This is a genomic window from Klebsiella sp. G-Nf4, assembly GCF_002810615.1.
Lineage (GTDB): Bacteria > Pseudomonadota > Gammaproteobacteria > Enterobacterales > Enterobacteriaceae > Klebsiella > Klebsiella variicola.
In genome coordinates, this window is the sequence record NZ_PION01000004.1 from 55,960 (window position 1) to 78,546 (window position 22,587).

Sequence of the window (22,587 nt, forward strand, 5' to 3'; positions counted from 1 at the left end):
AGGGCGGGATTTTAGTTATCTAATGACAGAGCTACTTTTTATTTTTATATCCGGTCTTATACGTATTTCAACCTTATTTATTAATTCTTTTGTAAGAATTTCGGCATAAATATAATCACCTAAATTATCATTCCTTATACTAAATGAACTAACACCATCGATAGAGTTATGTAAAATTTCATTTTCATGTAACCTCACCGTGTATTGAATCCAACCTTCAACAACACTAAATGAAAAGTCAACACTAAGGCCGCATTTATTTTTTGCAGTATATAAAAAACTGATATTATCTCGTTCAAACGAGACAGGTTCACTTTCAAAGAATGAAAGCAACTCAATTTCGTCTGGCTTATTTTCTATGAACATTACTTAGTTACTCCATTTTTCGGTATGGTCGTAATGAATCGATGAGAGCCGTCTTTCATAACTTCGAAAGTACTTTCAAACACTGTGGCCTTTCCTGAAGGGCCAATAAAGAAAGATTCCCTGATTTCAAAACTACCATATTGATCCGTATATTTTTTCACGATGTTATTTGAATCTTTTGTCGCTTGAGTGAAATGCTCAGCCAAAACCGCATGACCATTAATATCATCAGCCACACCTAATCGTTTCATTTCCAGAGCAAGTTGATTTGTACGATCCAGCGTATGGCTATTACCTGTTGCTTTACCAAAAAGATAATCAAATTTTTTCGCATCAACTACAGAATTTGCTATCGTCTGCGCTGTGGTAATTTCCGGCACTTTCTTCCCTGGCAGGATAATACCTGCCAGCATTCCCCCCGTGGCTTCCAGCGCCGCCTGATTTCCTCCGGCCGCTTGTTTGACCGTATCCACAACCGCTGACCAGGTTTCGCTTTTCATCAGAGCGGCGACACTGTCGGCCACGGCCTGATTCTTGCCTGACAGGTCGCTCAGCGCTTTATTACAGTAGCTGTCGCCGACCGCACAGGAGGCCAGCGCCATCACCGCATCAGCGGCGTAATCCGCTGAGCCTAATGCCGCATCGCCGGTATCCGCAAGGGCATTGATAATACCGTTCGCGATGGAAGAAGTTGTACCCTCGCCAAGCTTGTCCCTGACCTGATTTTTCAGGGATTCAGCAGCCTGTTTTACTGTTGCACGAGCCTGTTCGCCCGCCAACGAGTTATTCTCAACCGCGTTCTTCCCGCCCTGCGCGCCCGCCGCCGCTGACGCCGTACTGTCCCCGGCCAGACCGCCTGCCATTCCCGCTGAAATAGTGGCCAGCGTACTGACCATCTGCTTCTGTGCTTCCGTCAGCGTGGACAAGTCCGTCACGCCCGGATACAGCATACCAGCAATCGCCCTCGCGGCCAGTTCACCTGCTGCCGCGCCGGCTGCGCCCGCCGCGGCACTGTTGCCCTGCAGCGCCCCGGCGATATCACCGCCCGCCAGTCCCTGCAGCGCTGCAGTCGCTGCCTGGATACCCCGCTGCAGGTCACTGCCGGTTCCGTATGCAGCCATCGCGGTACGACCCGCCTGGTCCGCAATCTGTTCTGCCGTCGGACTGCTGTTACCCTCTGCCTTCAGCTTCGCTTCCGCCGCCGTCAGGGCTGCAGGGTCTTTTATCGCCTTCTGTTTTGCTATCTCGCCCTGCGTGCGCGCAATATCCGCCGCCTGGCTGCCAATCTCCCCTGTCAGCTGCACTTCCTGCAGGCGCCGCTGCTCCTTCTCCTTGTCAAATATCGGCCCGATACTGCCGCTGGCGTGTTCCGTGTCGCGACTCAGGTCAGCCACGTCCTGCTTCTGATTCTCCCTGTCGCGAATGATAAGGCTGCCATCAGCCACTGCGGCCTGCGTCGTACCTTCCGCATGGCCTTTGCTGCCGCCCCCCGCCAGCAGGGCGCTGGTCATGTTCCCGGCGAACTGAGAGCCGATGCTGCCCCCGGTGCTGATACCGCCGCCCTGATGCTGCGTCTTATAATCCGCCTGGTTGTGGATATCGCTGAAACCCAGCGTGCCGGTATCGAGGCCATTTTTATCTGCGCTTCCTGTGGAAGCAATGACCCCGCCATTCAGCTGCGTGTGGCTGCCCACAGTGACATCAAAGCCTCCCTGACCGGCAAATATCCCGCTCTGCTCCTGTACCGAGGACCAGTCACTGGTCATTTTGTCGCGACTGGCATTCAGGCTTCCCGACCACGACCCGGCGCCGGAGGTGTAGCCCAGGCCACCGCTGAGGCTGCTCTGTGTGCTGTCATAGTGGTCGCTGTCCTGAAGACTGGTTATCGTCAGGTCGCGGCCGACATCAGCGGTCACCTGGTGACCGCTGACCTGCGCGCCGGCCAGCGTGGTATCCCGTCCGCTGCTGATGATGACCTGATGACCGGCATCCACCGTGGTTTCATTCTGCCAGGTGCCGTTGCCGCTCTCATGCCCTTTGCTGCTGCTGGCGTTTGCCGAGATGCTGATACCGGCTCCGCCGGAGCCCACCCCCACGCCGACGCCAATACTGCCGCCGCTGCTTTTGTTGCTGCCGGTAGTCTGCTGTGTATCCTGCGCCGCAATGAGGTTCACATCCCTGAGCGCATCCAGCGTGACATCCTTACCGGCTTTCATCTGGCCGCCCGCGACCGTGATGTCGCCGCCCGTTGCCGTAACAGCGAGGTTATTTCCGGCATTCAGGGTGCTGCCGCTGGTCGTCACCTGCTCCGAATGTGACCGGGAGGAAGAGGACTGCGAACCCAGCGACGCGCTGATACCAATCGTATTATTATTGTCCTTATCGCTGCCGCCTCTGGCCCCATCCAGCGCGACGGCCTGGGCGGCCTGGACACCGGAAAGTGCCGCTTTTGTTCCCTGGAGCGCACTCAGGCGGCCATCACTGACCTCTTTCGCCTTCTGCGCGGCGGAAACCGTATTGTTCACCGCACCGCCTGCGCTGCCTGACAGGGCCACCGTCAGCCCGCTGGATTTCTGCTCAAACTTCTCGTCGACTGTCCGGGTGTCCTGCCCGGGGTCAATCACCACGCTGTCGCCGGTGATGCGGATATCCCGGCCCGCAACCACATCAGAACCACCGATATGCGCCTGCTTACCGGCAGAAATCACCACGCTACCGCCCGTACTTCCCGTCGTGGAAGCACTCTGGCTCTGGGTGGTACCCGCTTCACGCAGTTCGTGCGTGGTTTTACTGCTGCCTATGGAGAACCCGATCCCCCCGGTTCCCATCAGGCCGGATTTTTTCTCTTCTTTAAATCGCCAGGCGGTATCGGTATTGGTCGCCGCCGTGATATCGACATTATTACCTGCGTGGAGCTGAACATCACCCTCACCCACCACCGCCGAGCCCTGCAGCAGAAGATTATTCTCTGCCAGCACCTGAACCTGATCTCCGCTTAACAGCGTACCGGCTTCACGGGTGGCGCTCTCCTCTTCGATGGTATGCGTGGTTTTCTTACTCAGGAACCCCTTTTTGGTCTTCGTCTCTTCCTTGTAGTGGTAATCACTTTCCGTCGCCGTGGTCAGGTTCACATCGCGGCCCGCCGCCACGCCAATATTCCCGCTGGCAGTCACCTGCGCCGCTTCGGCGTTGACGTCTCGCCCGGCGACAATGGTCGTACTGCCGCCGCTGGCAATGTCGGTACCCTGCTGGCGCACGGATTCATCGATAACGGTTTTCTTACTGCTATGACTGCTACTGCCTGCGGTGGTGGCTTCCGCCCGCAGATTCACATCGCGTCCGGCCTGAATACCGACATTCCCTTCCGCTGCGATGCCCGCCGCCTGGCTGGTCACATCCCGCCCGGCCACCAGCGTTACCTTGTCGCCTGCGGTCACCGTGCTACGCTCTGCGCCGCTCTGATGGCTTTCGCTGCCGCCCGTGCGGCTGCTCTGTTCGTTACTCGCCGCGTTCAGGTTCAGGTCATTGGCCGCCACCAACTGCGCGGTGTGACCCGCATTGATGGCGCTGGCCGTCACGTTCAGATCGTTGCCCGCCCGCATTATCGCGTTACCGCCCGCCGTAATGCTGCTGCTCTGATACGTTGTGGATGAGGAACGACTGTGTTTCTGGCCCCAGAAGCCAGACTGGCTGCGACTCTCGGTGAACTGGTTGGCGGCAATATTGATGTTACTCCCGGCTTCCATCACCAGATCGCCGCCGGCGCTCACCGTCGCTCCGGTTATGTTGATCGTGTTCGCCGCGGCCATATACAGGCCGTCGCTGGCAGTAATGGCAGCCGTTTGCTCGCTATCGGTACCGCTGAACTGGATATTGCCCCAGCGGCTGTCATCGCCAACACGCCACTGCTCAGTGCGGGTGACGTTATTGATGCTACCGCCGGTGCTTACCAGCTGCAGCGTTTTCGCCGATATCGTCGAACCAATGTTATTGATATCGCCAGACGCGCTCAGGTCAAGACGGCCATCCGCGCGGATAAGTCCGGCGTTAAGGTTGCTGAAGCTATTACTGCTGTCAATGGCAAGGCCGTCTCGCGCCAGCAACGTACTGCCGCTGTTGCTGATATTGCCCCCTGCCAGTTGCACGGTATTGCCGCTGATTACGCTACCGTTCCGGACGCTAACATCCTTCGGCGACAGGTAAACTTTCGGCACCATCACGGTCCGACCATTAAGCGTTGCGGGCTCCCACCACAGAATGCTGCGATTGAGCGCCGCCACCTGTGCGGCGGTGAGCGCCACGCCAAACGTCAGGCCAAGCGAGGTCTGCACGTCGGCCGCGTTGTCCATCAGATAACGCATCTGATCGAGATCAGAGCCGAGGCCATCAAGATAGCGTGACCCGGTCTGGTTCAGCACCACGTTGCTGACATACCGAGTATCAAACGCCGCATCGCCCAGAAAACGATAATCGCTGTCAGGGTTAAGCCCCAGGCGATCCAGCATATATGACGAGCCAAGGAACGAGTCGCCATCGGTGTACTGGCTGCCCGTCTCGCGTGGCGCGCTGCCTGGATTCATGCCAGCCAGCTTATACAGATCGCCAAACAGCGACGGATCGAGCTGGCCCAGGCCATTGAGCTTCGGATTGACCGTGATCAGATATGGGCTGTCCGGATCGTCGGACGTGACAAAATAGCCGTTGATGCCGGACGGCAGTGGATAGTTATCGCCCAGCGGTTCCTGAACGAGCGCCGTACCGTTGCCGATGGTCTGGCTGCCGCTACCGGTTGTGTCGTTCCAGTCCGGGCGAGTCATCGCGGCGGTATCAGCCCCGGCGAGGGACTGCAGACTCTCACTGTCGTCAGTGAGTTGCGCTGAAGGTGTGTTCAGGTCAGGCGCGACAAGCGTGTTGCTTATTTTATCCGCATTAGCGATGCTGTTGTGTTGCTGATGTCGCTGGCGAAACTGGCGCTGACGTTGCCGCCAGCCTGGATCACCGAACGGTAAATCTCTCCCTGTTCGGCCGTGGATTCATGCCCGGCCAGGGTAAAACCAATGGTAGAGCGTTCGGGCTGCGCATCCTCATAGTTATTGTCATCCGTGGGATAAGGCGCCCCCGGCGCAACGGCGTAGCCGGCGCCCTTGCCAAAGCCAATGTTGTAGCCATAGCGGTGCGGGTCGTACTGATAGATATACCAGTCAGTGACGGTACCGGCCTGCCAGCTCTGATTGTTGAGCGTATTTCCCGTTAACGCGATATCGCCATTTGCCAGAATATGGCTGGCAACGTTCTCCAGCGTGCTGGCGCTAATATGTAGATTTTTCCCCGCGGCAAGGCGTGCTGCCCCGCCCCGGCTGGTGACCTCCGTCCGCGTCTGGCTGCCGATAAACTTCTGCTGTGCTGATTCGGCGTACATTGCATAATAGAGCTGGTTCCAGTTGTGATAGCTGCAGGCGCCATGACCGTTACATGCCCCTGACTCGCTTGACGCCAAATAGCTGCTCAGGCCGTACGTCCCGTCAGCCAGCTGGCTGATATCGACATCGATTCTCGCCTCTCCGAGACCCGGAATGGCCTGCTCGCCGCTAGTCTGCGAGATCTTCACCTCCAGCCCATCACGCTGATTGAGCAAGTACCCGGTGCTGATGGTCATGTCACCCTGCGTGGTTTCAATCGTTCCCGAGGTGTTAATCACTTCAGTATTGGCATCACCGCTGGCGTTTTTTTGCATCACCAGGTCATTACCCGCCAGTATGTCGCCGCGCAGGTTATGAATGCGGTTGGCAAACAGCGAGAGATTATGGCCCGCATACAGCAAGGCGGTGTTGAGGATCGTTCCGGTGGCCGTTAACACCAGGTTTCCCGCTGTACCAGTAAAGCCATCAAGCGTGATATGGCCAAGGCTGGTCAGGCTCACGTCCCCACCCGCCTGCAGGGAACCTTCCCCATTCATCGCAATCTGTTGCCCGGACAATGCCGTCTTGCCGTTGCCAGCTACCAGTTGACCGTTATTGATGAGCTGCCCGGCGGCGGTCAGCGTTACGCCATTGCCCTGTAAGGCGCCAGCGTTGGTGATATCGCTCTGGCTGCTGATGGCAAGCTGTTTGTTTGCGGCCACAGTTCCCTGAGCGGTCCAGCTGTTGACCAGCGCCAGCGTCAGATTACCCAGGGCGACTATCTGACCCGCGCCGCTGAGGGAGGCGACGTTCGCCAGAAGATCGCCGCCGCTGAAGAGTTTGCCCGCGTCGTTGTTTACGCTGTCGCTGTAAAGCAACAGGTTCTGCTTGCCGAACAAGGTGCCGCTGTTGGCCAGTGTCCGGGTGTCGACACTTAACTGTGCGGCCTGAACGGTGCCGCTGTTTAACAGCGTGCTCCCCGTCAGCGTGGCCTGATTTGCCGCCAGCATCGTGCCTGCGTTGGCGATCTTCGCCGCGTCCAGAAGGAGATGGGTTGCCTGCAGCCAGCCGCTGCCGCTGTAGTCTGGAGTGGAAAGCGTCAGGTCTCCGCCAGAGACAATGTTGCCGGCGTTGCGGGCATATAAGGTACTGTTGAGGCTGGTTGCGCCATGGCTTTGGATCGTGCCGTCATTGCTGAGCGCAGACGCCGTCAGCGTCAGCTCCCCCTGACTGAGGATGACCCCGTTGGCCTGGTTGTTGAGCGCTTTTAGCAAGTTCAGCGTCAGATTGCTGTCACCCTGCAGGCGTCCGCTGTTGCTGAGCGAGGCCACGCTAATTTGCGTATTCGCCCCCTGCAACTGACCGCTGTTGTTCAGGTCTTGCGCATGGAGGACAAGCGATCCCCCGGTCAGCAATTTGCCCTGCTGCTGCAGATCGCCATTCAGCAATACGTCAAGATGGCTTACCCCGCTAATCTCTCCGCTGTTACTCAGCGAGTCGCCTTTCATCGTCAGCGTGCTGGCGCTCACCAGCCCCTCATTGCTGAGCGCGTGGCCGCTGATATGGACATCCCTCAGGGCAGTCATTTTACTGCCGTTAATCGCCTGCAGATCGCCGCTGAGCGTTAACGCCAGATCGACCGCGCTCTGGATCGCGCCGCTATTGATGAGGTTCACACCCTCAATAACGATGGTTTTCCCGTGCACCCGTCCATAGTTAGCGATATCGCCAGTGGAGAGTGTCAGGTCGCCCTGGCTTAGCAGATCGCCGCGGTTATCCACGGTTCCGTTGCTGCTAAGCGTGAGCGCGTCAAGCCCGATAACGGTCCCTTGATTGCCGATCCTGTCTTGCGCCAGTGCGATCCGGTTTGCCTGCAGCGAACCATTGTTGTTGAACAGAGCACCCGTTAACGACATATCGCCGGCGGCAAGGAGCTTGCCGCTGTTTGTCAGGGAGGGGGTTCGAAGGATGAAATCTCGCTGGCTCATGATGTCGCCATCATTGAGCAATGCGCCGCTGACAGTGGCATCCAGATTGCCTGTCGCCAGGAGAGAACCGCTTTGCCGCCAGTCCTGCGCATTAATGCGCAGTTGCTGCCCTTGTATGACGCCTGCGGCGTTTAGCGTCGTCGCGGTGAGCGACATATCCCCTGCGGTCAGCCAACGTCCTGTGGCCCCCTGAGTCAGCGAATCGCCGGTGAGCGTGAGTGCCTGATTACCCTGAAGCAGACCGTCATTGGATAAGGTGGCGGTCTTAACCGTTAACGTATCGGCGATGATGGCACCCGGATTGATCAGGGTCGTGCTGGCCAGGGTGAGCGCGTGGTCGCTGGTAATAAGCCCGCGATTGCGGATATCCGGGATATCGAGCGTCAGATTTGCCGCGCTATAGAGCGTGCCGTCCTGCTGGTTATTCAACGTTTGGCTGGTAACAGAAAGTTGAGCCTCTCCCTGTAGCAAGCCATTGTTGGTGAGAGACTGCGATTGCGTGGTCAGCCTGGAGGCGATGGCCACACCGCTATTGCTGAGTTGCGGGGCTTGCAATGACAGGGTATCAGCACTGCTTTTACCACTGTGGGTCAGTTTTTCGCTGGCGCGCACGGTGAGAGCGGATTTCGCCGCCTGAGTCCCTTTTAAATCAACCTGTTTCGCCGCAATATGCAGGTGTTTTCCCTGGATTTGCGATGCCGCGCTGGTGGCGATTGTCTCCCCCGACACCGCGATAGCGCCGGTAGCGTTTATCGCGCCATTCAACGTCTGGCGGGCGGCATCAAGGGAGATAGCATTGCCAGCGATCAGGGCGCCATGATGGGCCAGCGTCTTCGCGGTCACCGAAAGATCTTCAGTGGCCGTCATTCTTCCCTCATTCGTCACGCTATCGCCGGCCCGCAGCACGATCTGGCGACCCGCATCGATTTGGCTCTCGCTATCCTGGCGGATGGCGCTGGCCGTCAATGAGACATCCTGTCTGGCGGTCAGTTTTTCACTGCTTTGTGTGATTGAACCGCCCGCGGTCAGCCGCAGATCGGTATCGCTGGTCAGGGACCCTTTGCTCAATACCAGATCGCTCTGACTATGCAATGTGATTGCTCCCCCGGCCTTGTGATCGCCGGTGAGCGTAATATGCTGGCCGCGAGCGGCGATCGCGCCGCTGGCCAGTGAGTGACGCAAAGCAAGCCTGCCATTCGCCTCAAGGGTGATATCGCCCTGACGCGCATTCAGGTCGCCGAGGTTCACCCCCACGCCGTTTTCGCTCGACACCAGACGAATACGATTGGCGTACATACCGCCCAGCGCCCCGGTATCCACCGCCAGCGTCGGGGTCTGACCTTCTCCGCTCATTGGGGTGACAGTGCCATGGCTATCTACCCGGTTAGCCCCGGCAATCACCGATAAATCACGGGCATGAACCGCCGCATTCACTTCCGTCGCTCGGGAGATAATCGACAACGCATCGCTGCCGCTGGCGTCAATGCCTTTGCCTTCAATGGAGATGGTTCCCTTCGCGACCTCCAGCGTCTGCAAATTCCCCGCCGCATCAAACACGGGTTTGCCAGTGGTCAAGGTTGCCTGGGGAGTGTTAATAAAGCCGCAGCCGTTACAGGTGATGCCATAGGGGTTGGCGACCATCACGTTCGCCGCCTTGCCTGCGACTTCGGTGTACCCGTTCAACTGCGAGCGGTGACCACCAGTCACTTCGTTAATGATGCCCTTCGCTTCCCTCCCGGCCTGCAGATTCGGGTTGTTCTGGATCAGGCCACCGAGCTGGGTCTGATTCAGCTTTCCGGTCGCATTGTTGAGGATTAAACCCTCCTGGCCAACGTGGTAATCCTTAAACTGGTTATGCGAGATCCCGCTGCCGTTCGGGGTGGCAATATTAACGACCGGCACGCCATTTGCGGCACTATCCACACCGGTGGCGCCCTCGGGATTGATCGCTGCGCCAATGGCGGGCAGGAGCGGCTGCCCGACCAGCAGGAGGCTAATCACGTAACTTAGCAGACGCGATGACAGGCGAATGGGAGGCTGATGCATGACGCTAATCCTTTAAAATGCCACGGCAACGCGGTAGTAGATATTGAGGCGATCGGGACCAAGCCAGTCCGGATACGCCAGCGGACCGGCCACGGTAAAAGAGGTGGATAACCAGCGATTCGTCGTGGTGAACCCTACCGCTGCGCCCCACAAGGTTCCGGCGGCCCGGGGATCGAGTCGGTCAGCATGCAACCAGCCGCCATCCAGTGCGGCCAGAGCGCCGACCTGTCCAATGGCGGGGAGCGTAAAAAGCGCGTAGTTCAGTTCATTACGCCAGTAGCCGCCGTTGTCCCCTGAAATGTACTGTTCTTTAAAACCACGTACTGAGCTTTCCCCGCCTAAGGTCAGGCGCTCGCTGCCATATAAGCGGTCCGGAGACCACTGGCCGTAAAGGCTGCTAAGCCACCAGAGATCGTTGAGCAACGGGCGCTGAAAGCTGGCGCTCAGACTCCATTTTCTGAATTCCGCTTTTGGCAAATCGCCCGGTTTATTACCGTCACTTTCGGCACCAAACCACGGCATTCCGCGGGAAAACGTGGGGTTGAAGGTGGCAATCCCGGCAAACACTTTTTGCGTGTGGCTGAGGCCAAACAGCAGTGTCGTCAACTTACGGCTACTGCTCTGCAGCAAAACATCGTCGAGATAATTGTGGTTGGTCCGATAACTCAGTCCGGCGGAGAGGCCCGTTTTCAGGTCGCCGTTGCGAAAGAGAACCTGTGAGAAGTTTAGCCGGTGGGTTTCGGTGTCACCGCTGGTACGCCAGAGCCAGCCGTGGTTATCGAGTGTACTCAGGTAGTTATTCCAGCTGTAGCTGTAGTCAAACAGCGTATAACCGTAAGGAATGCTGACCCCTGCGGCAACATTCTGCGCATCTTTGGCATTCGAAAACGCGCTGCTGCGCCCGCCGCTGACAAACCAGCGATCGGCCAGCCCTAAAAGATTGTTGCCTGTTAAACCCGCGTTGATTTGTCCGCTACCTGTACTCTTCTGGCCGCTGTTGTCGACGCTCATCGACAACAAAAGTGGGCGCTCCGCTGTCGCCGTCAGGTTAACGATTGAACCGCCAGGTTTTTCGCCCGGCTGGATTTCAATTTGCACAGGCGTCGCGCGCGCGCGGTTAATCTGCTCCATCCCCTGTTCGATATCACGCAGGTTAAGAATATGGCCTTCCAGCCCTGGAAACGCCATTTTTAACTCACGTTTAGTCGCGCCTTCCATGGTGATTTTTTCGAGCTTTCCTTCAAGAATAGCCAGATGTAATACCCCGGAACGTAAATCCTGCTCGGTCAGAAAAGCGCGGCTGGTAATATATCCCCGACTGATATACCAGTCGGAAATAATATTTACGAGTTTAGTAATACGCGCAATATCCATGCACTGCCCAAGCCAGGGCCGGACTATTTTTTGCTGCTGACGCGGATCAATAAGCGTCGCGCCATCTAACGCGATGCGATGGATAGAAAAACAGGGGCCATCAGAGGCTTCAGGCTGCGCAGGCATCGCCGCGTGAGGGCTCGGCGTGGCGCGCTCCAGCGATTCACGTTGCTGCTGGTTCTGACGCAGTAATTGTTGCTGCTGTTGCTCAACGCTGTCGCGATCGGCTGGCGATAAAAAAGCGGCGTGGGTGGTCAGACTCAGCGTCATTAGTCCCAGAGCCAAATACAGAGATTTCATCCGTGTTCTCGTTATTACTTAACGTTCAATGCAAAAACATATTCCATTATATGTTGCGCGGATTTAAGCATGAAACTTACGGTATGTGAACATGAAATAATGAATGAGGATCGTTTTTAGGATAATGACTTTTGCGCAGCAAAATAGACGGCAGGGGAAAATAACGAATGTATTAACACGTAGTTGAAATATGTTTTTCAACCGCAATAGCACAGCCAGGTTACAGGATAGGGAAAATGGTGTCCGGTACGAAAAAGCTGCAAGAGGATAAGAAGCTGATATTGAATGGTACGCCCTACAGGATTCGAACCTGTGACCTACGGCTTAGAAGGCCGTTGCTCTATCCAGCTGAGCTAAGGGCGCCCTGAGAAGCGAGTGCTTCGCGGAGTGAAACGCCTGGAATTATACGGTCCACGTCCGTTGAGTCAATCCATTTTGCCAGGAAACTGCGGGGCTTATACGATGCTGGCGAAATATCCCTCAGCAACTGTACAAGAAGCATACCACCGGGGCGCTTACGCGCGTAAATCGACTTAGTGACCAGGCGCAACACACCAATATCCCTGAGCTGAACAGGGTCAAAACAGGCTAAATTCACCCCAGACAGGATAAAACCGCAAACGAGGACTGACAGCGAGGCCCGCTTCTGACAAAATATCCTCATCCCCCTTTCGTAAAGATACAGATGGAATCCTCTCTCTGATGGCAGCAAAAATTATTGACGGTAAAACGATTGCGCAGCAGGTACGCTCTGAGGTTGCGGAAAAAGTGAAGGCTCGCGTTGCGGCCGGAAAACGCGCCCCTGGGCTGGCCGTCGTGCTGGTCGGCAGCAACCCGGCCTCGCAGATTTATGTCGGCAGCAAGCGCAAAGCATGTGAAGAAGTGGGCTTCGTCTCCCGCTCTTACGATCTCCCGGAAACCACCAGCGAAGCCGAGCTGCTGGAGCTTATCGACACCCTGAATGCCGATAAGACCATCGACGGTATTCTGGTTCAGCTGCCCCTCCCCGCAGGGATCGACAACGTCAAAGTGCTCGAGCGCATCGCGCCGGATAAAGACGTCGACGGCTTCCATCCCTACAACGTTGGCCGCCTGTGCCAGCGGGCGCCGCGCCTGCGTCCGTGCACTCCGCGCGGTATCGTGACCTTGCTGGAACGCTACAATATCGACACCTACGGCCTCAATGCGGTGGTCATTGGCGCGTCCAATATCGTCGGTCGCCCGATGAGCATGGAGCTGCTGCTGGCCGGCTGCACCACCACCGTGACCCACCGCTTTACCAAAAACCTGCGCCATCACGTCGAAAACGCCGACCTGCTGATCGTCGCGGTAGGTAAACCGGGCTTTATTCCTGGCGAGTGGATTAAAGAAGGGGCGATTGTGGTCGATGTCGGCATTAACCGTCTGGAAAGCGGCAAAGTGGTCGGCGACGTGGTGTATGAAGACGCCGCCGAACGCGCATCCTACATCACCCCGGTTCCCGGCGGCGTTGGCCCGATGACCGTCGCCACCCTGATTCAGAACACGCTGCAGGCGTGCGAAGAGTATCACGACGTTGAGGAGGCCTGAGATGGCGACATTTTCCTTAGGTAAACACCCGCACGTTGAGCTGTGCGATCTGCTGAAGCTGGAAGGCTGGAGCGAAAGCGGCGCCCAGGCGAAAATCGCTATCGCTGACGGGCTGGTGAAAGTTGACGGCGCGGCGGAAACCCGCAAACGCTGCAAAATCGTCGCCGGTCAGACGGTGAGCTTTGAAGGCCAGAGCGTCACCGTCACGGCCTGACAGCGAAAAGAAAAACGCCCGCTTTAGCGGGCGTTTTTTTATGGCTTACTTCCGGCGCCAGGTGGTGCCCTGCGGGCCATCTTCCAGCACAATACCCATCTCGTTGAGACGGTCGCGCGCCGCATCCGCCGCCGCCCAGTCTTTCGCTTTACGCGCGTCCAGACGCTGCTGGATGAGCGATTCGATCTCCGCCACTTCCGCGTCGTCGGCCTGCGCGCCGCTCTGCAGGAACGCGTCCGACTCCTGCTCCAGCAGACCCAGCACAGAACCCAGCTTACGCAGGTGGGCCGCCATGCCATTTGCCGCTGCGGCGTCCTCGGTTTTCAGGCGGTTCACTTCACGCGCCATATCGAACAGCACCGAGTAGGCTTCCGGGGTGTTGAAGTCGTCGTCCATCGCCTCGATAAAGCGTGCTTCGAAGGCTTCGCCACCCACCGCGTCGACGGATTTGTCCGTTCCGCGCAGCGCGGTGTACAGACGCTCCAGCGCCGAACGCGCCTGCTTGAGGTTCTCTTCGCTGTAGTTCAACTGGCTGCGATAGTGGCCGGACATCAGAAAGTAGCGAATCGTCTCCGCATCGTAATACTTCAGCACGTCGCGGACGGTAAAGAAGTTACCCAGCGATTTCGACATCTTCTCGCGGTCAACCATCACCATGCCGGAGTGCATCCAGTAGTTAACGTACTCGCCGTCATGGGCGCAGGTGGACTGGGCGATTTCGTTTTCATGATGCGGGAACATCAGATCCGAACCGCCGCCGTGAATATCGAAGTGGTTGCCAAGCTGCTTGCAGTTCATCGCCGAGCACTCGATATGCCAGCCCGGACGGCCCGCGCCCCACGGCGACGGCCAGCTTGGCTCGCCCTCTTTCGACATCTTCCACAAGACGAAGTCCATCGGATTCCGCTTGACGTCAACCACGTCGACGCGCGCCCCCGCCTGCAGCTGATCGAGATCCTGGCGTGACAGCAAACCGTAGTTCGGGTCCGTCGGCACGTCGAACATCACGTCGCCGTTATCTGCCACGTAAGCATGGCCTTTAGCGATCAGCTGCTCGGTGATCTCAATGATCTCCGCAATATGGTGCGTCGCGCGCGGCTCGCTGTCGGGACGCAGAATATTCAGCGCGTCAAAATCTTTATGCATTTCGGCGATCATGCGATCGACCAGCGCGACAAAGCTTTCGCCGTTTTCATTAGCGCGCTTAATGATTTTGTCGTCAATATCGGTGATATTGCGCACGTACTTCAGCTTATAGCCGAGAAAACGCAGATAACGCGCCACGACGTCAAAGGAGACAAAGGTACGGCCATGACCGATATGACAGAGATCGTAAACGGTAATACCACACACGTACATGCCGACTTCCCCGGCATGGATAGGTTTAAATTCCTCTTTCTGGCGCGTCAGTGTATTAAAAATTTTTAACATCGAAGATTCCGTGTAGACGTGTGTGGGTAATGAAGTCTCTATAATACCCATAATTCAGACCGGACGCAGCACACATTGCAAGGTGCATCGACCCCCGCGGTTATGCTATAACACCCCCCTATATCTCACCCGACATCGGGTGCTGGCACCACACTCATCGGAACAGGATGCAAAAATGGTTACTTTCCACACCAATCATGGCGATATCGTAATCAAAACGTTTGACGACAAAGCGCCGGAAACAGTTAAAAACTTCCTGGACTACTGCCGCGAAGGTTTCTACGACAACACCATTTTCCACCGTGTTATCAACGGCTTTATGATTCAGGGCGGCGGTTTCGAACCGGGCATGAAACAAAAAGAAACCAAATCTCCGATTCAGAACGAAGCGAACAACGGCCTGAAAAACACCCGTGGTACGCTGGCAATGGCCCGTACTCAGGCGCCGCACTCCGCCACTGCCCAGTTCTTCATCAACGTGGCCGACAACGACTTCCTGAACTTCTCTGGCGAAAGCCTGCAGGGTTGGGGCTACTGCGTTTTCGCCGAAGTGGTTGAAGGCATGGACGTAGTAGACAAAATCAAAGCGGTTGCCACCGGCCGCAGCGGCATGCACCAGGATGTGCCGAAAGATGATGTGATCATCAAAAGCGTCACCGTCAGCGAGTAATTCGTGGCGACACTTTTTATTGCAGATTTGCACCTGCAAACAGAAGAACCGGCGATCACCGCCGGTTTTCTGCGTTTTTTACAGGGTGAAGCCCGCCAGGCGGACGCCCTGTATATCCTTGGCGATCTATTTGAGGCGTGGATCGGCGATGACGATCCCAACCCGTTGCACCAGCAGATTGCCGCGGCAATCAAAGCCGTCGTCGACGCCGGCGTGCCCTGCTATTTCATCCACGGCAACCGCGATTTTCTCGTTGGCCAGCGCTTTGCCCGCCAGAGCGGGATGCTCCTGCTCGCCGAAGAAGAGCAACTGGACCTCTATGGCCGTGAAGTGTTGATTATGCATGGCGACACATTGTGCACCGATGACCCAGGCTATCTGGCGTTTCGCGCCAAAGTCCACACCCCGTGGATCCAGCGTCTGTTCCTGGCCCTGCCGCTGTTTATCCGCCGCCGCATCGCCGCCCGCATGCGCGCCGACAGCAAAGCCGCCAACAGCAGCAAATCAATGGACATTATGGATGTGAATCCACAGGCGGTGGTTGACGCTATGGAGCGGCATCACGTGCAGTGGCTGATTCATGGCCATACCCATCGCCCGGCGGTCCATGAACTGCAGGCCAACGGCCAACCCGCATGGCGCGTGGTACTCGGCGCCTGGCACAGCGAAGGTTCGATGGTCAAGGTGACGCCGGACGACGTCAAACTGATCCACTTCCCGTTTTAATTTCGCCAACGATTTCCCTGTATTTCCGCCGACGCAACCGTTTTCCTTGCTGGCAGTTCATGCTATTCTCTGTGGCCTCTAAAGCAGTGTGAAACACACCCACAGGAGTTTTAAGACGCATGTCTTCCCGCAATAATTCGGCGCGTATCGCCATCGTGATGGGGTCCAAAAGCGACTGGGCTACCATGCAATTTACCGCAGAAATCCTTGATGCCCTGAACGTTCCGTACCATGTCGAGGTGGTCTCCGCCCACCGCACGCCCGATAAGCTGTTCAGCTTCGCTGAAAGCGCCGAAAGCAATGGCTATCAGGTGATTATTGCAGGGGCAGGCGGCGCGGCGCATCTGCCGGGCATGATTGCGGCGAAAACCCTGGTGCCGGTGCTCGGCGTACCGGTTCAGAGCGCGGCCTTAAGCGGTGTCGACAGCCTCTACTCCATTGTGCAAATGCCGCGCGGCATTCCGGTCGGTACGCTGGCCATCGGCAAAGCCGGGGCCGCTAACGCCGGCCTGCTCGCCGCGCAGATCCTCGCTCAGCATGATGCCGAACTTCACCAGCGCCTGAGCGCCTGGCGTCAGGCGCAAACCGATGAAGTGCTGGATAACCCGGATCCGCGGGGTGCGGCATGAAACAGGTATGCGTGCTCGGTAACGGTCAGTTAGGTCGCATGCTGCGCCAGGCCGGTGAGCCGCTGGGCATCGCCGTCTGGCCGGTGGGGCTGGAAGCCGAGCCGGAAGCGGTGCCGTTCCAGCAGAGCGTCATCACGGCCGAAATTGAACGCTGGCCGGAAACCGCCCTCACCCGTGAGCTGGCCCGCCACCCGGCGTTCGTCAACCGCGATGTTTTCCCGATTATCGCCGACCGCCTGACGCAAAAGCAGCTGTTCGACAAGCTTGGCCTGGCCACTGCCCCGTGGCAGCTGCTGGCGGATAAAAGCGAATGGCCGGCGGTGTTTGCCCGTCTCGGCGAGCTGGCGATCGTTAAGCGTCGCGTCGGCGGCTACGATGGCCGCGGCCAGTGGCGTCTGCGCGCTGACGAAACCGCGCAACTCCCGGAAGATAACTACGGCGAGTGCATCGTCGAGCAGGGGATTAATTTCTCCGGCGAAGTGTCGCTGGTGGGCGCCCGCGCCCATGACGGTAGCACCGTCTTCTACCCGCTGACCCGCAACCTGCATCAGGACGGTATTCTGCGCGCCAGCGTGGCCTTCCCGCAGGCCAATGCCCGCCAGCAGGAACAAGCGGAAAGCATGCTGACGGCGATCATGAACGAGCTGAACTACGTCGGCGTGATGGCGATGGAGTGCTTCGTCACCGCCGAGGGGCTGCTGATCAACGAGCTGGCACCGCGCGTGCACAACAGCGGCCACTGGACGCAAAATGGCGCCTCCATCAGCCAGTTTGAACTGCATCTGCGAGCGATTACCGACCTGCCGCTGCCGCCGCCGGTGGTCAACAGCCCGTCGGTGATGATCAACCTGATCGGTACCGATCTCAACTACGACTGGCTGAAGCTGCCGCTGGTGCACCTGCACTGGTACGATAAAGAGGTGCGTCCGGGTCGTAAAGTCGGCCACCTGAACCTCACCGACAGCGATACCGATCGCCTGAGCGCGACGCTGGAAGCGATCAAGCCACTGCTGCCGCCGGAGTACACCAGCGGCCTGTTCTGGGCGCAATCGCAGCTGGCGTAACGCCTCACCTTTGTCTTGCCGGGCGGCGACTGACGCTTGCCCGGCCGATAAAAGCCCAGCTATTCAGAAGTCGTCGCCCTGGCAACGCGCCTCCGTCGCCGCCCCGGGGCAGAATGCACGATATTCAGGCATCCTCACCGCCGGTAGTCCCCCGTCAGGGCTTGATACAGGTTCCCGCCCGCCCGGCGAGCGTCTCCTCAATGCGTGATAGCGCGCCAATCCACGCCCGCTTGCCCCTGCGGCGAACATAGCTGCTGACTGCCAAAATTTTCGGCCCCATCGCGCCATCGTCGCGAGCAAAAGGCGCCAGCGCTTCCGGGGTCGCTTCACGGATCGGTCGCTGCATTGGGGTGCCCCAGTGTTCATATACCGCATCCGCATCGGTGAGGATCACCAGACCATCGGCATCAATCTGTTCCGCCAGTAGCGCTGCGGCCAAATCTTTATCGATAACCGCCTCTGCGCCCTGCCCGCTCTCCAACACCGGAATGCCTCCGCCGCCACAGCAGATCACGACATGTCCCTCATTCAGCAGACGCTCGATCGAGTCGCTCTCCTCAATTCTCACCGGCCTTGGCGAGGCGACAACCCGACGCAAGTATTTGCCGTCGCATTTCATCGTCCAGCCATACTCCTCTTCCAGTTGCTGCTGTAACTCAGGGTCATAGACCGGACCGATAAATTTCTCCGGCGCCGAAAAGGCTGGATCGTTCGATGCCACAGTAATACGCGTCATCACTGTCGATACCGGCGGTACCGACGATTCCTGTGCCAGGCATTGGGCCAGCATATAGCCAATCATGCCCTGGCTCTCCGCCACCAGCACGTCCAGCGGGTAAGGTTCGACGTCGCTATAGGCCAGATTTTGCAGCGCCAACAGGCCTACCTGCGGCCCGTTGCCGTGCACAATGGCCAAACGGTAATGCTGCGCCAGACGCGCCAGCGCGGGAACGGCACTGTGAATATTGCGATACTGATTTTCTACCGTCAGCGCTTCCCCGCGCTGTAATAAAGCGTTACCCCCGAGGGCAACAACCAGCGTTTTCATAAAAGTCCTTACATTATTTGTTGCGCCAGCCAGAACCCCAGAAGCGTGTCGGCACCAGAGGTGTGCCCCATCGCCAGCAGGGCTTCGACGGCAGGTTCAATTCGTCGTCCGCACTGAAGCGCGTTAACAACATGCAGTAGCGGTGAAGCGAAGCACCCCTTACTGGCGTAGCGTAAATAGTTGACGCTGACCTGCGTTGTGGCAGCATGCAGATCGCCGGAGGCACGAAAGAAATGGTGTCCGCTGTTGCGCGACATCTGTCCAGAACACCACGCGGACAGCATCATGCCGATCAGCATATCGTCCATGCTCGGCGTCAGGCCTGGCCCCTTCCCCAGCCACAGCCGCCAGTCAACGGCGTTCCCGGTCAACGCAGAGGCAAAACAGTGGCGTAATTGCCGCAACTCAGGATGATGCGGCAGATGGATAGCCTGTGACAGCGGCCCAAACAGGCCCGTCTCTTCCGGGCGCTTCATGAGCGCTGTCGGCAGATAAGGGCCATCAGGCTGAGATCGAGGCCGCAGGGAGCAGCGCCTGCGCGGTGGTAACAGCAAAAGGTTATCGACCTGAATGCCGTCATCACGCGCTATCGGCAACCACCCCGCCTTCAGCGCCGCGTGTAAACGGATAAAATCACGGCGACGTAATACCCATCCGCCGGGGCTCACGCCTTGTCCACGATGATGCAGCGTCAGCAGCGCGCCGCCTGCAACATAGAGATTGATGGTGCGCTGCCAGAGGCCGCCGGTTCGCCACGGCTGGCGATGGTCCGGCGCGTCAATGCTGCCTGTCAGCGGACGGATCTTATCCATTGCGTGCCTCAGCTCACGCCCAGCTCGTCCGCCAGCGCTTCCAGCGCCAGTTCAAAGCAGGCCAGCGGGGCTCTGACGGTTCCGGCACCAATCTGGCCGATCCCCGCCTCTTTATGCGCAATACCGGTGTTGATAAGCGGTGTAATGCCCGTTTCAACCACCCGGCGAATATCCAACCCCAGACAGGCCCCCTGGAAATCCCAGCCCGGAATTTGCAGTTGCATATTGCGTTCAAGGAAGATTTCCGCCATCTCCTCGGAGACCGATTTTGCCGCCTCCATCCCACCCGCGCCGACAAAGCGAGTGACGCCCGGGGCCGCGATCATCGCCGCCCCGCCGATGCCGAAGGTTTCAGTGATGGCGCTATCGCCCATATCCGGGTTGGCCTGCTCCTGCGAGAAACCTGTGAAAAACAGCCCCTGTGGCGTATTAACCGGCGCGGTAAACCAACGGTCGCCCAGCCCGCTGACGCGAATACCGAACATATCGCCGTTGCGGGTCATCGCGGTGACAATACTGCCCGCGCGGATCTGAGCTCCGGCATCCATTGCCGATTTACAGTAGGCCATCGCCAGGTTGAGGAAGAACTGATCGGTAATGGCGAGGAAATCCATCACCTCAGCAATCTGCTGTTTGTCGTGATTGAGGCGCGCCAGATGCGGCGCCAGCGTGCGCATTAGCAGCGCGGAGGTGGCGATATTACGCTGGTGGAACTCATCGCCCATGGTGATACCCTGCGCCATCATCGCCGTCAAATCGATGCCGTGCTCCATCTGTTTCAGCGCCGCGCTAAGGACCGGCATCAGCACATCGCGCATCCAGCGCAAGCGCTGCTGCACATCTTCGCCGTAAGCGCCGAAACGCATCACCTTGCCAATCCCTTCGTTCAGGTTGCAATAGGCGCGGTTGCCTTCAGCGATGTTTTCCACCACCAGCATCGGCATGTTCGGCGAAGTAATGCCGCCCATCGGCCCCACGGCGTTAACGTGATGGCAGGGGATAAAGGTAATTTCGCCGCTTTCCAGCATCGCATGGGCGTTTTTTTCATCCTGCGCCCAGCCTTCGAACAGGCATGCGCCAATGCAGGCCCCTTTCATCGGACCGGTCATCGCCTGCCAGCGCATCGGCGGCCCGGCGTGGAGCAACGTTTTGTTCTGATTCAGCGCCCCGATTAGCGCACCTGCCGGCTTCACATCCAGCCAGTGCGGACGTGCATTCCGAATTCGTTCAATTACTGCCTCATTGGCCTGCGCCACTGATGTAAACATAGGGACCTCTTATTGCAAACGCTCTAATAAACGAGCCAGTTTTTTATTTCCTCCGGCAATCGGCGCCCACTGATAGTGAACAACCGGCGTTCCGGCGGACTGTAAATCGATCGCAAAACTGCGCAGACCGGCATTAATTACCGCCACTCCGTCCAGCAGACTGGAACGCGGTGCGGGCTCCGCCATCCGCTGATGGCTAATCAGCGCAACAGCAAGCAGCGCGGCCTCCGGGAGGCTATCGACCACCACCACACCGGCATCTTCCAGCTCGGCAATCTGACGGGAACGGCACTGCGGGTCATTTTCGGTACCGGTAACGGTCGCGATAACGTGCAGCGGATGGCCTTCACTCCTCAATGCCCAGGCCCGCCGGCATGCTTCCACCAGCGATCCCGCCGGGTCGGCGGTGGCGCCATACCCAATCACCACATCCAGCAGCAATACGCCCACCTGCGTTTGCTCACCGAGGTCAGCAATCAGTTGGTTACGCAGGGAGGGATCAATCATCGGGTGTGGACGACCGACGGTGTAGAAATCATCGCCGAGGTCGACGACCTGGTGGCCCAGAGCGTTGAGCATCATGCCCTGCGGGTGATGCTCATCGAGAGTGATGTTCAGGCGCTCAGCCAGCAGCCCGGCGGATTCCGCCGCCAGCGTGCCGCCGGTGTATAAACCGCGGATATGCTTACTCGCGACTGCGGTTAGATTTTCCTGATGGCGAACCACTCGCGCCAACAGACACGCCAGCCGACCGGCCTCGTCCAGCGTGCGGGCAAACCAGACGTTTTCATCACGGTTGACTGGCGAGACATAGCCAAGAAATAGCGCCACCACGGGTTTAGCACTGCGTTTCATTGCGCTAATCATCTTCAGGCGCACTGCCTCCGCAGGTGGCTTGGAAACAAAGGCCAGTACCTGGCTCTGCGCATCCTGGGTTAGCATTTCCAGCGCCGTTTGCGCACTCAGCCCCCCCACTTCCGCGCTCAGGTCACGGCCGCCGAGACCCATCGCATGGCTGATCCCTTCGCCACCAAGGACAATTTGCGAGACCAGTTCCTGGATGCCGGTACCGGAGGCGCCAATCACCCCGATATTGCCCTCCGGTGTGACGTTGGCGAAGGCCAGCGGGGTGCCGGCAATCATGGCGGTGCCGCAGTCAGGCCCCATCACCAACAATCCTTTGTCACGGGCGCGGGTTTTGAGGGCAATTTCATCTTCCAGGGTGACGTTGTCGGAGAAAATCATCACGCTTTTCTCGCTACTGAGCGCCTGATGGGCCAGCTCCGCGGCATATTCTCCAGCAACGGAAATTAAGGTCATATTAGCCTGCGGCAGTTTTTGCATCGCACTTTGCCAGCGGCGAACCACGTTCAGACTCTGACTTTGTCCGCTTCCCTGCGCCAGGGCGGACAAGGCGTCATCCAGACGGGCGATAATCATTTCCGTCACCGACGCATCTGCGCAATCGGTACGGATCGCCACGCAAATATCATTCGGCGTCGCCGTGGCAAAATCGTCATGCCAAAAACCGGTAGTTTCCAGCAGCGCTTTATTTGCCGGCGTGCCCATCATGACCGAAACATCGTCGACATTTTCTGACTCACTCAGCTTGCGTGAAATAATCATTAAACTGACTGAATCCTGAAAACAGCCCTTTTTAATAAAGGCATGAATCATAATAAC

The 22,587-nt window shown here is 57.9% G+C and carries 14 protein-coding genes, 1 tRNA gene and 1 pseudogene; 6 read left to right on the plus strand and 10 right to left on the minus strand.

What is annotated here, in order from left to right; all coding sequences use genetic code 11:
• Positions 1 to 15: 15 nt before the first annotated feature.
• From CWM57_RS10325 to CWM57_RS10340, 5 genes and pseudogenes are all read right to left on the minus strand, one after another.
• On the minus strand, positions 16 to 366 hold the full coding sequence (locus tag CWM57_RS10325) for a hypothetical protein (protein WP_048267608.1): 351 nt from the start codon (positions 364 to 366) through the stop codon (positions 16 to 18).
• Positions 366 to 5,183 (minus strand): hemagglutinin repeat-containing protein, encoded by a 4,818-nt coding sequence (locus tag CWM57_RS28415; protein ID WP_413773474.1) that lies wholly within the window; start codon positions 5,181 to 5,183, stop codon positions 366 to 368. The genes CWM57_RS10325 and CWM57_RS28415 overlap by 1 nt, the downstream gene beginning before the upstream one ends.
• Before the next feature lie 971 nt (positions 5,184 to 6,154).
• Positions 6,155 to 9,799, minus strand: a pseudogene (locus CWM57_RS28420) (filamentous hemagglutinin N-terminal domain-containing protein); the annotation flags it as partial.
• A gap of 12 nt (positions 9,800 to 9,811) precedes the next feature.
• A complete protein-coding gene (locus CWM57_RS10335) occupies positions 9,812 to 11,473 on the minus strand; it encodes a ShlB/FhaC/HecB family hemolysin secretion/activation protein (RefSeq protein WP_074386694.1) in 1,662 nt (553 codons plus the stop codon).
• 286 nt (positions 11,474 to 11,759) lie between these two features.
• A tRNA-Arg gene (locus tag CWM57_RS10340) sits at positions 11,760 to 11,836 on the minus strand.
• Between the two features lie 339 nt (positions 11,837 to 12,175).
• Here CWM57_RS10340 and folD point away from each other — a divergent pair.
• Together folD and ybcJ are read left to right on the plus strand one after the other, a co-directional pair.
• The gene (folD, locus tag CWM57_RS10350; protein WP_004143017.1) at positions 12,176 to 13,042 is read left to right on the plus strand and encodes a bifunctional methylenetetrahydrofolate dehydrogenase/methenyltetrahydrofolate cyclohydrolase FolD; all 867 of its coding nucleotides are present in this window, start codon (positions 12,176 to 12,178) and stop codon (positions 13,040 to 13,042) included.
• Between the two features lies 1 nt (position 13,043).
• A complete protein-coding gene (gene ybcJ / locus CWM57_RS10355) occupies positions 13,044 to 13,256 on the plus strand; it encodes a ribosome-associated protein YbcJ (RefSeq protein ID WP_100676170.1) in 213 nt (70 codons plus the stop codon).
• Between the two features lie 45 nt (positions 13,257 to 13,301).
• Here ybcJ and cysS read toward each other — a convergent pair whose 3' ends face one another.
• Positions 13,302 to 14,687 (minus strand): cysteine--tRNA ligase, encoded by a 1,386-nt coding sequence (gene cysS, locus CWM57_RS10360; RefSeq protein ID WP_100676171.1) that lies wholly within the window; start codon positions 14,685 to 14,687, stop codon positions 13,302 to 13,304.
• Positions 14,688 to 14,862: 175 nt separating this feature from the next.
• Here cysS and ppiB point away from each other — a divergent pair, with 175 nt between their 5' ends.
• The 4 genes from ppiB (at position 14,863) to purK (ending at position 17,776) form a co-directional block, all read left to right on the plus strand.
• Positions 14,863 to 15,357, plus strand: a complete 495-nt coding sequence (ppiB, locus tag CWM57_RS10365) for a peptidylprolyl isomerase B (protein ID WP_008805471.1) — start codon at positions 14,863 to 14,865, stop codon at positions 15,355 to 15,357.
• A 3-nt stretch (positions 15,358 to 15,360) separates the two neighbouring features.
• Positions 15,361 to 16,083: a UDP-2,3-diacylglucosamine diphosphatase gene (gene lpxH, locus CWM57_RS10370; protein WP_074386697.1), complete on the plus strand. Its 723-nt coding sequence runs from the start codon at positions 15,361 to 15,363 to the stop codon at positions 16,081 to 16,083.
• 119 nt (positions 16,084 to 16,202) lie between these two features.
• Positions 16,203 to 16,712 carry a 5-(carboxyamino)imidazole ribonucleotide mutase gene (purE, locus tag CWM57_RS10380; RefSeq protein ID WP_004204711.1) on the plus strand — a complete coding sequence of 170 codons (510 nt, stop codon included), beginning with the start codon at positions 16,203 to 16,205 and terminating at the stop codon, positions 16,710 to 16,712.
• Positions 16,709 to 17,776, plus strand: coding sequence for a 5-(carboxyamino)imidazole ribonucleotide synthase (purK, locus tag CWM57_RS10385; RefSeq protein ID WP_100676173.1), 1,068 nt, complete (start codon positions 16,709 to 16,711; stop codon positions 17,774 to 17,776). The genes purE and purK overlap by 4 nt, the downstream gene beginning before the upstream one ends.
• Positions 17,777 to 17,930: 154 nt before the next feature.
• Here purK and CWM57_RS10390 read toward each other — a convergent pair whose 3' ends face one another.
• Genes CWM57_RS10390 through CWM57_RS10405 form a run of 4 tightly spaced genes read right to left on the minus strand, consistent with a single transcriptional unit; the run spans position 17,931 to position 22,581 of the window.
• Complete coding sequence (locus CWM57_RS10390) at positions 17,931 to 18,824, minus strand: carbamate kinase (RefSeq protein ID WP_100676174.1); 894 nt, start codon at positions 18,822 to 18,824, stop codon at positions 17,931 to 17,933.
• 8 nt (positions 18,825 to 18,832) lie between these two features.
• Positions 18,833 to 19,636, minus strand: a complete 804-nt coding sequence (locus CWM57_RS10395; RefSeq protein ID WP_061155487.1) for a DUF2877 domain-containing protein — start codon at positions 19,634 to 19,636, stop codon at positions 18,833 to 18,835.
• An 8-nt stretch (positions 19,637 to 19,644) separates the two neighbouring features.
• Positions 19,645 to 20,904 carry a DUF1116 domain-containing protein gene (locus CWM57_RS10400; RefSeq protein ID WP_061155488.1) on the minus strand — a complete coding sequence of 420 codons (1,260 nt, stop codon included), beginning with the start codon at positions 20,902 to 20,904 and terminating at the stop codon, positions 19,645 to 19,647.
• A gap of 9 nt (positions 20,905 to 20,913) precedes the next feature.
• On the minus strand, positions 20,914 to 22,581 hold the full coding sequence (locus CWM57_RS10405; RefSeq protein ID WP_100676175.1) for an acyl-CoA synthetase FdrA: 1,668 nt from the start codon (positions 22,579 to 22,581) through the stop codon (positions 20,914 to 20,916).
• Positions 22,582 to 22,587: the final 6 nt, after the last annotated feature.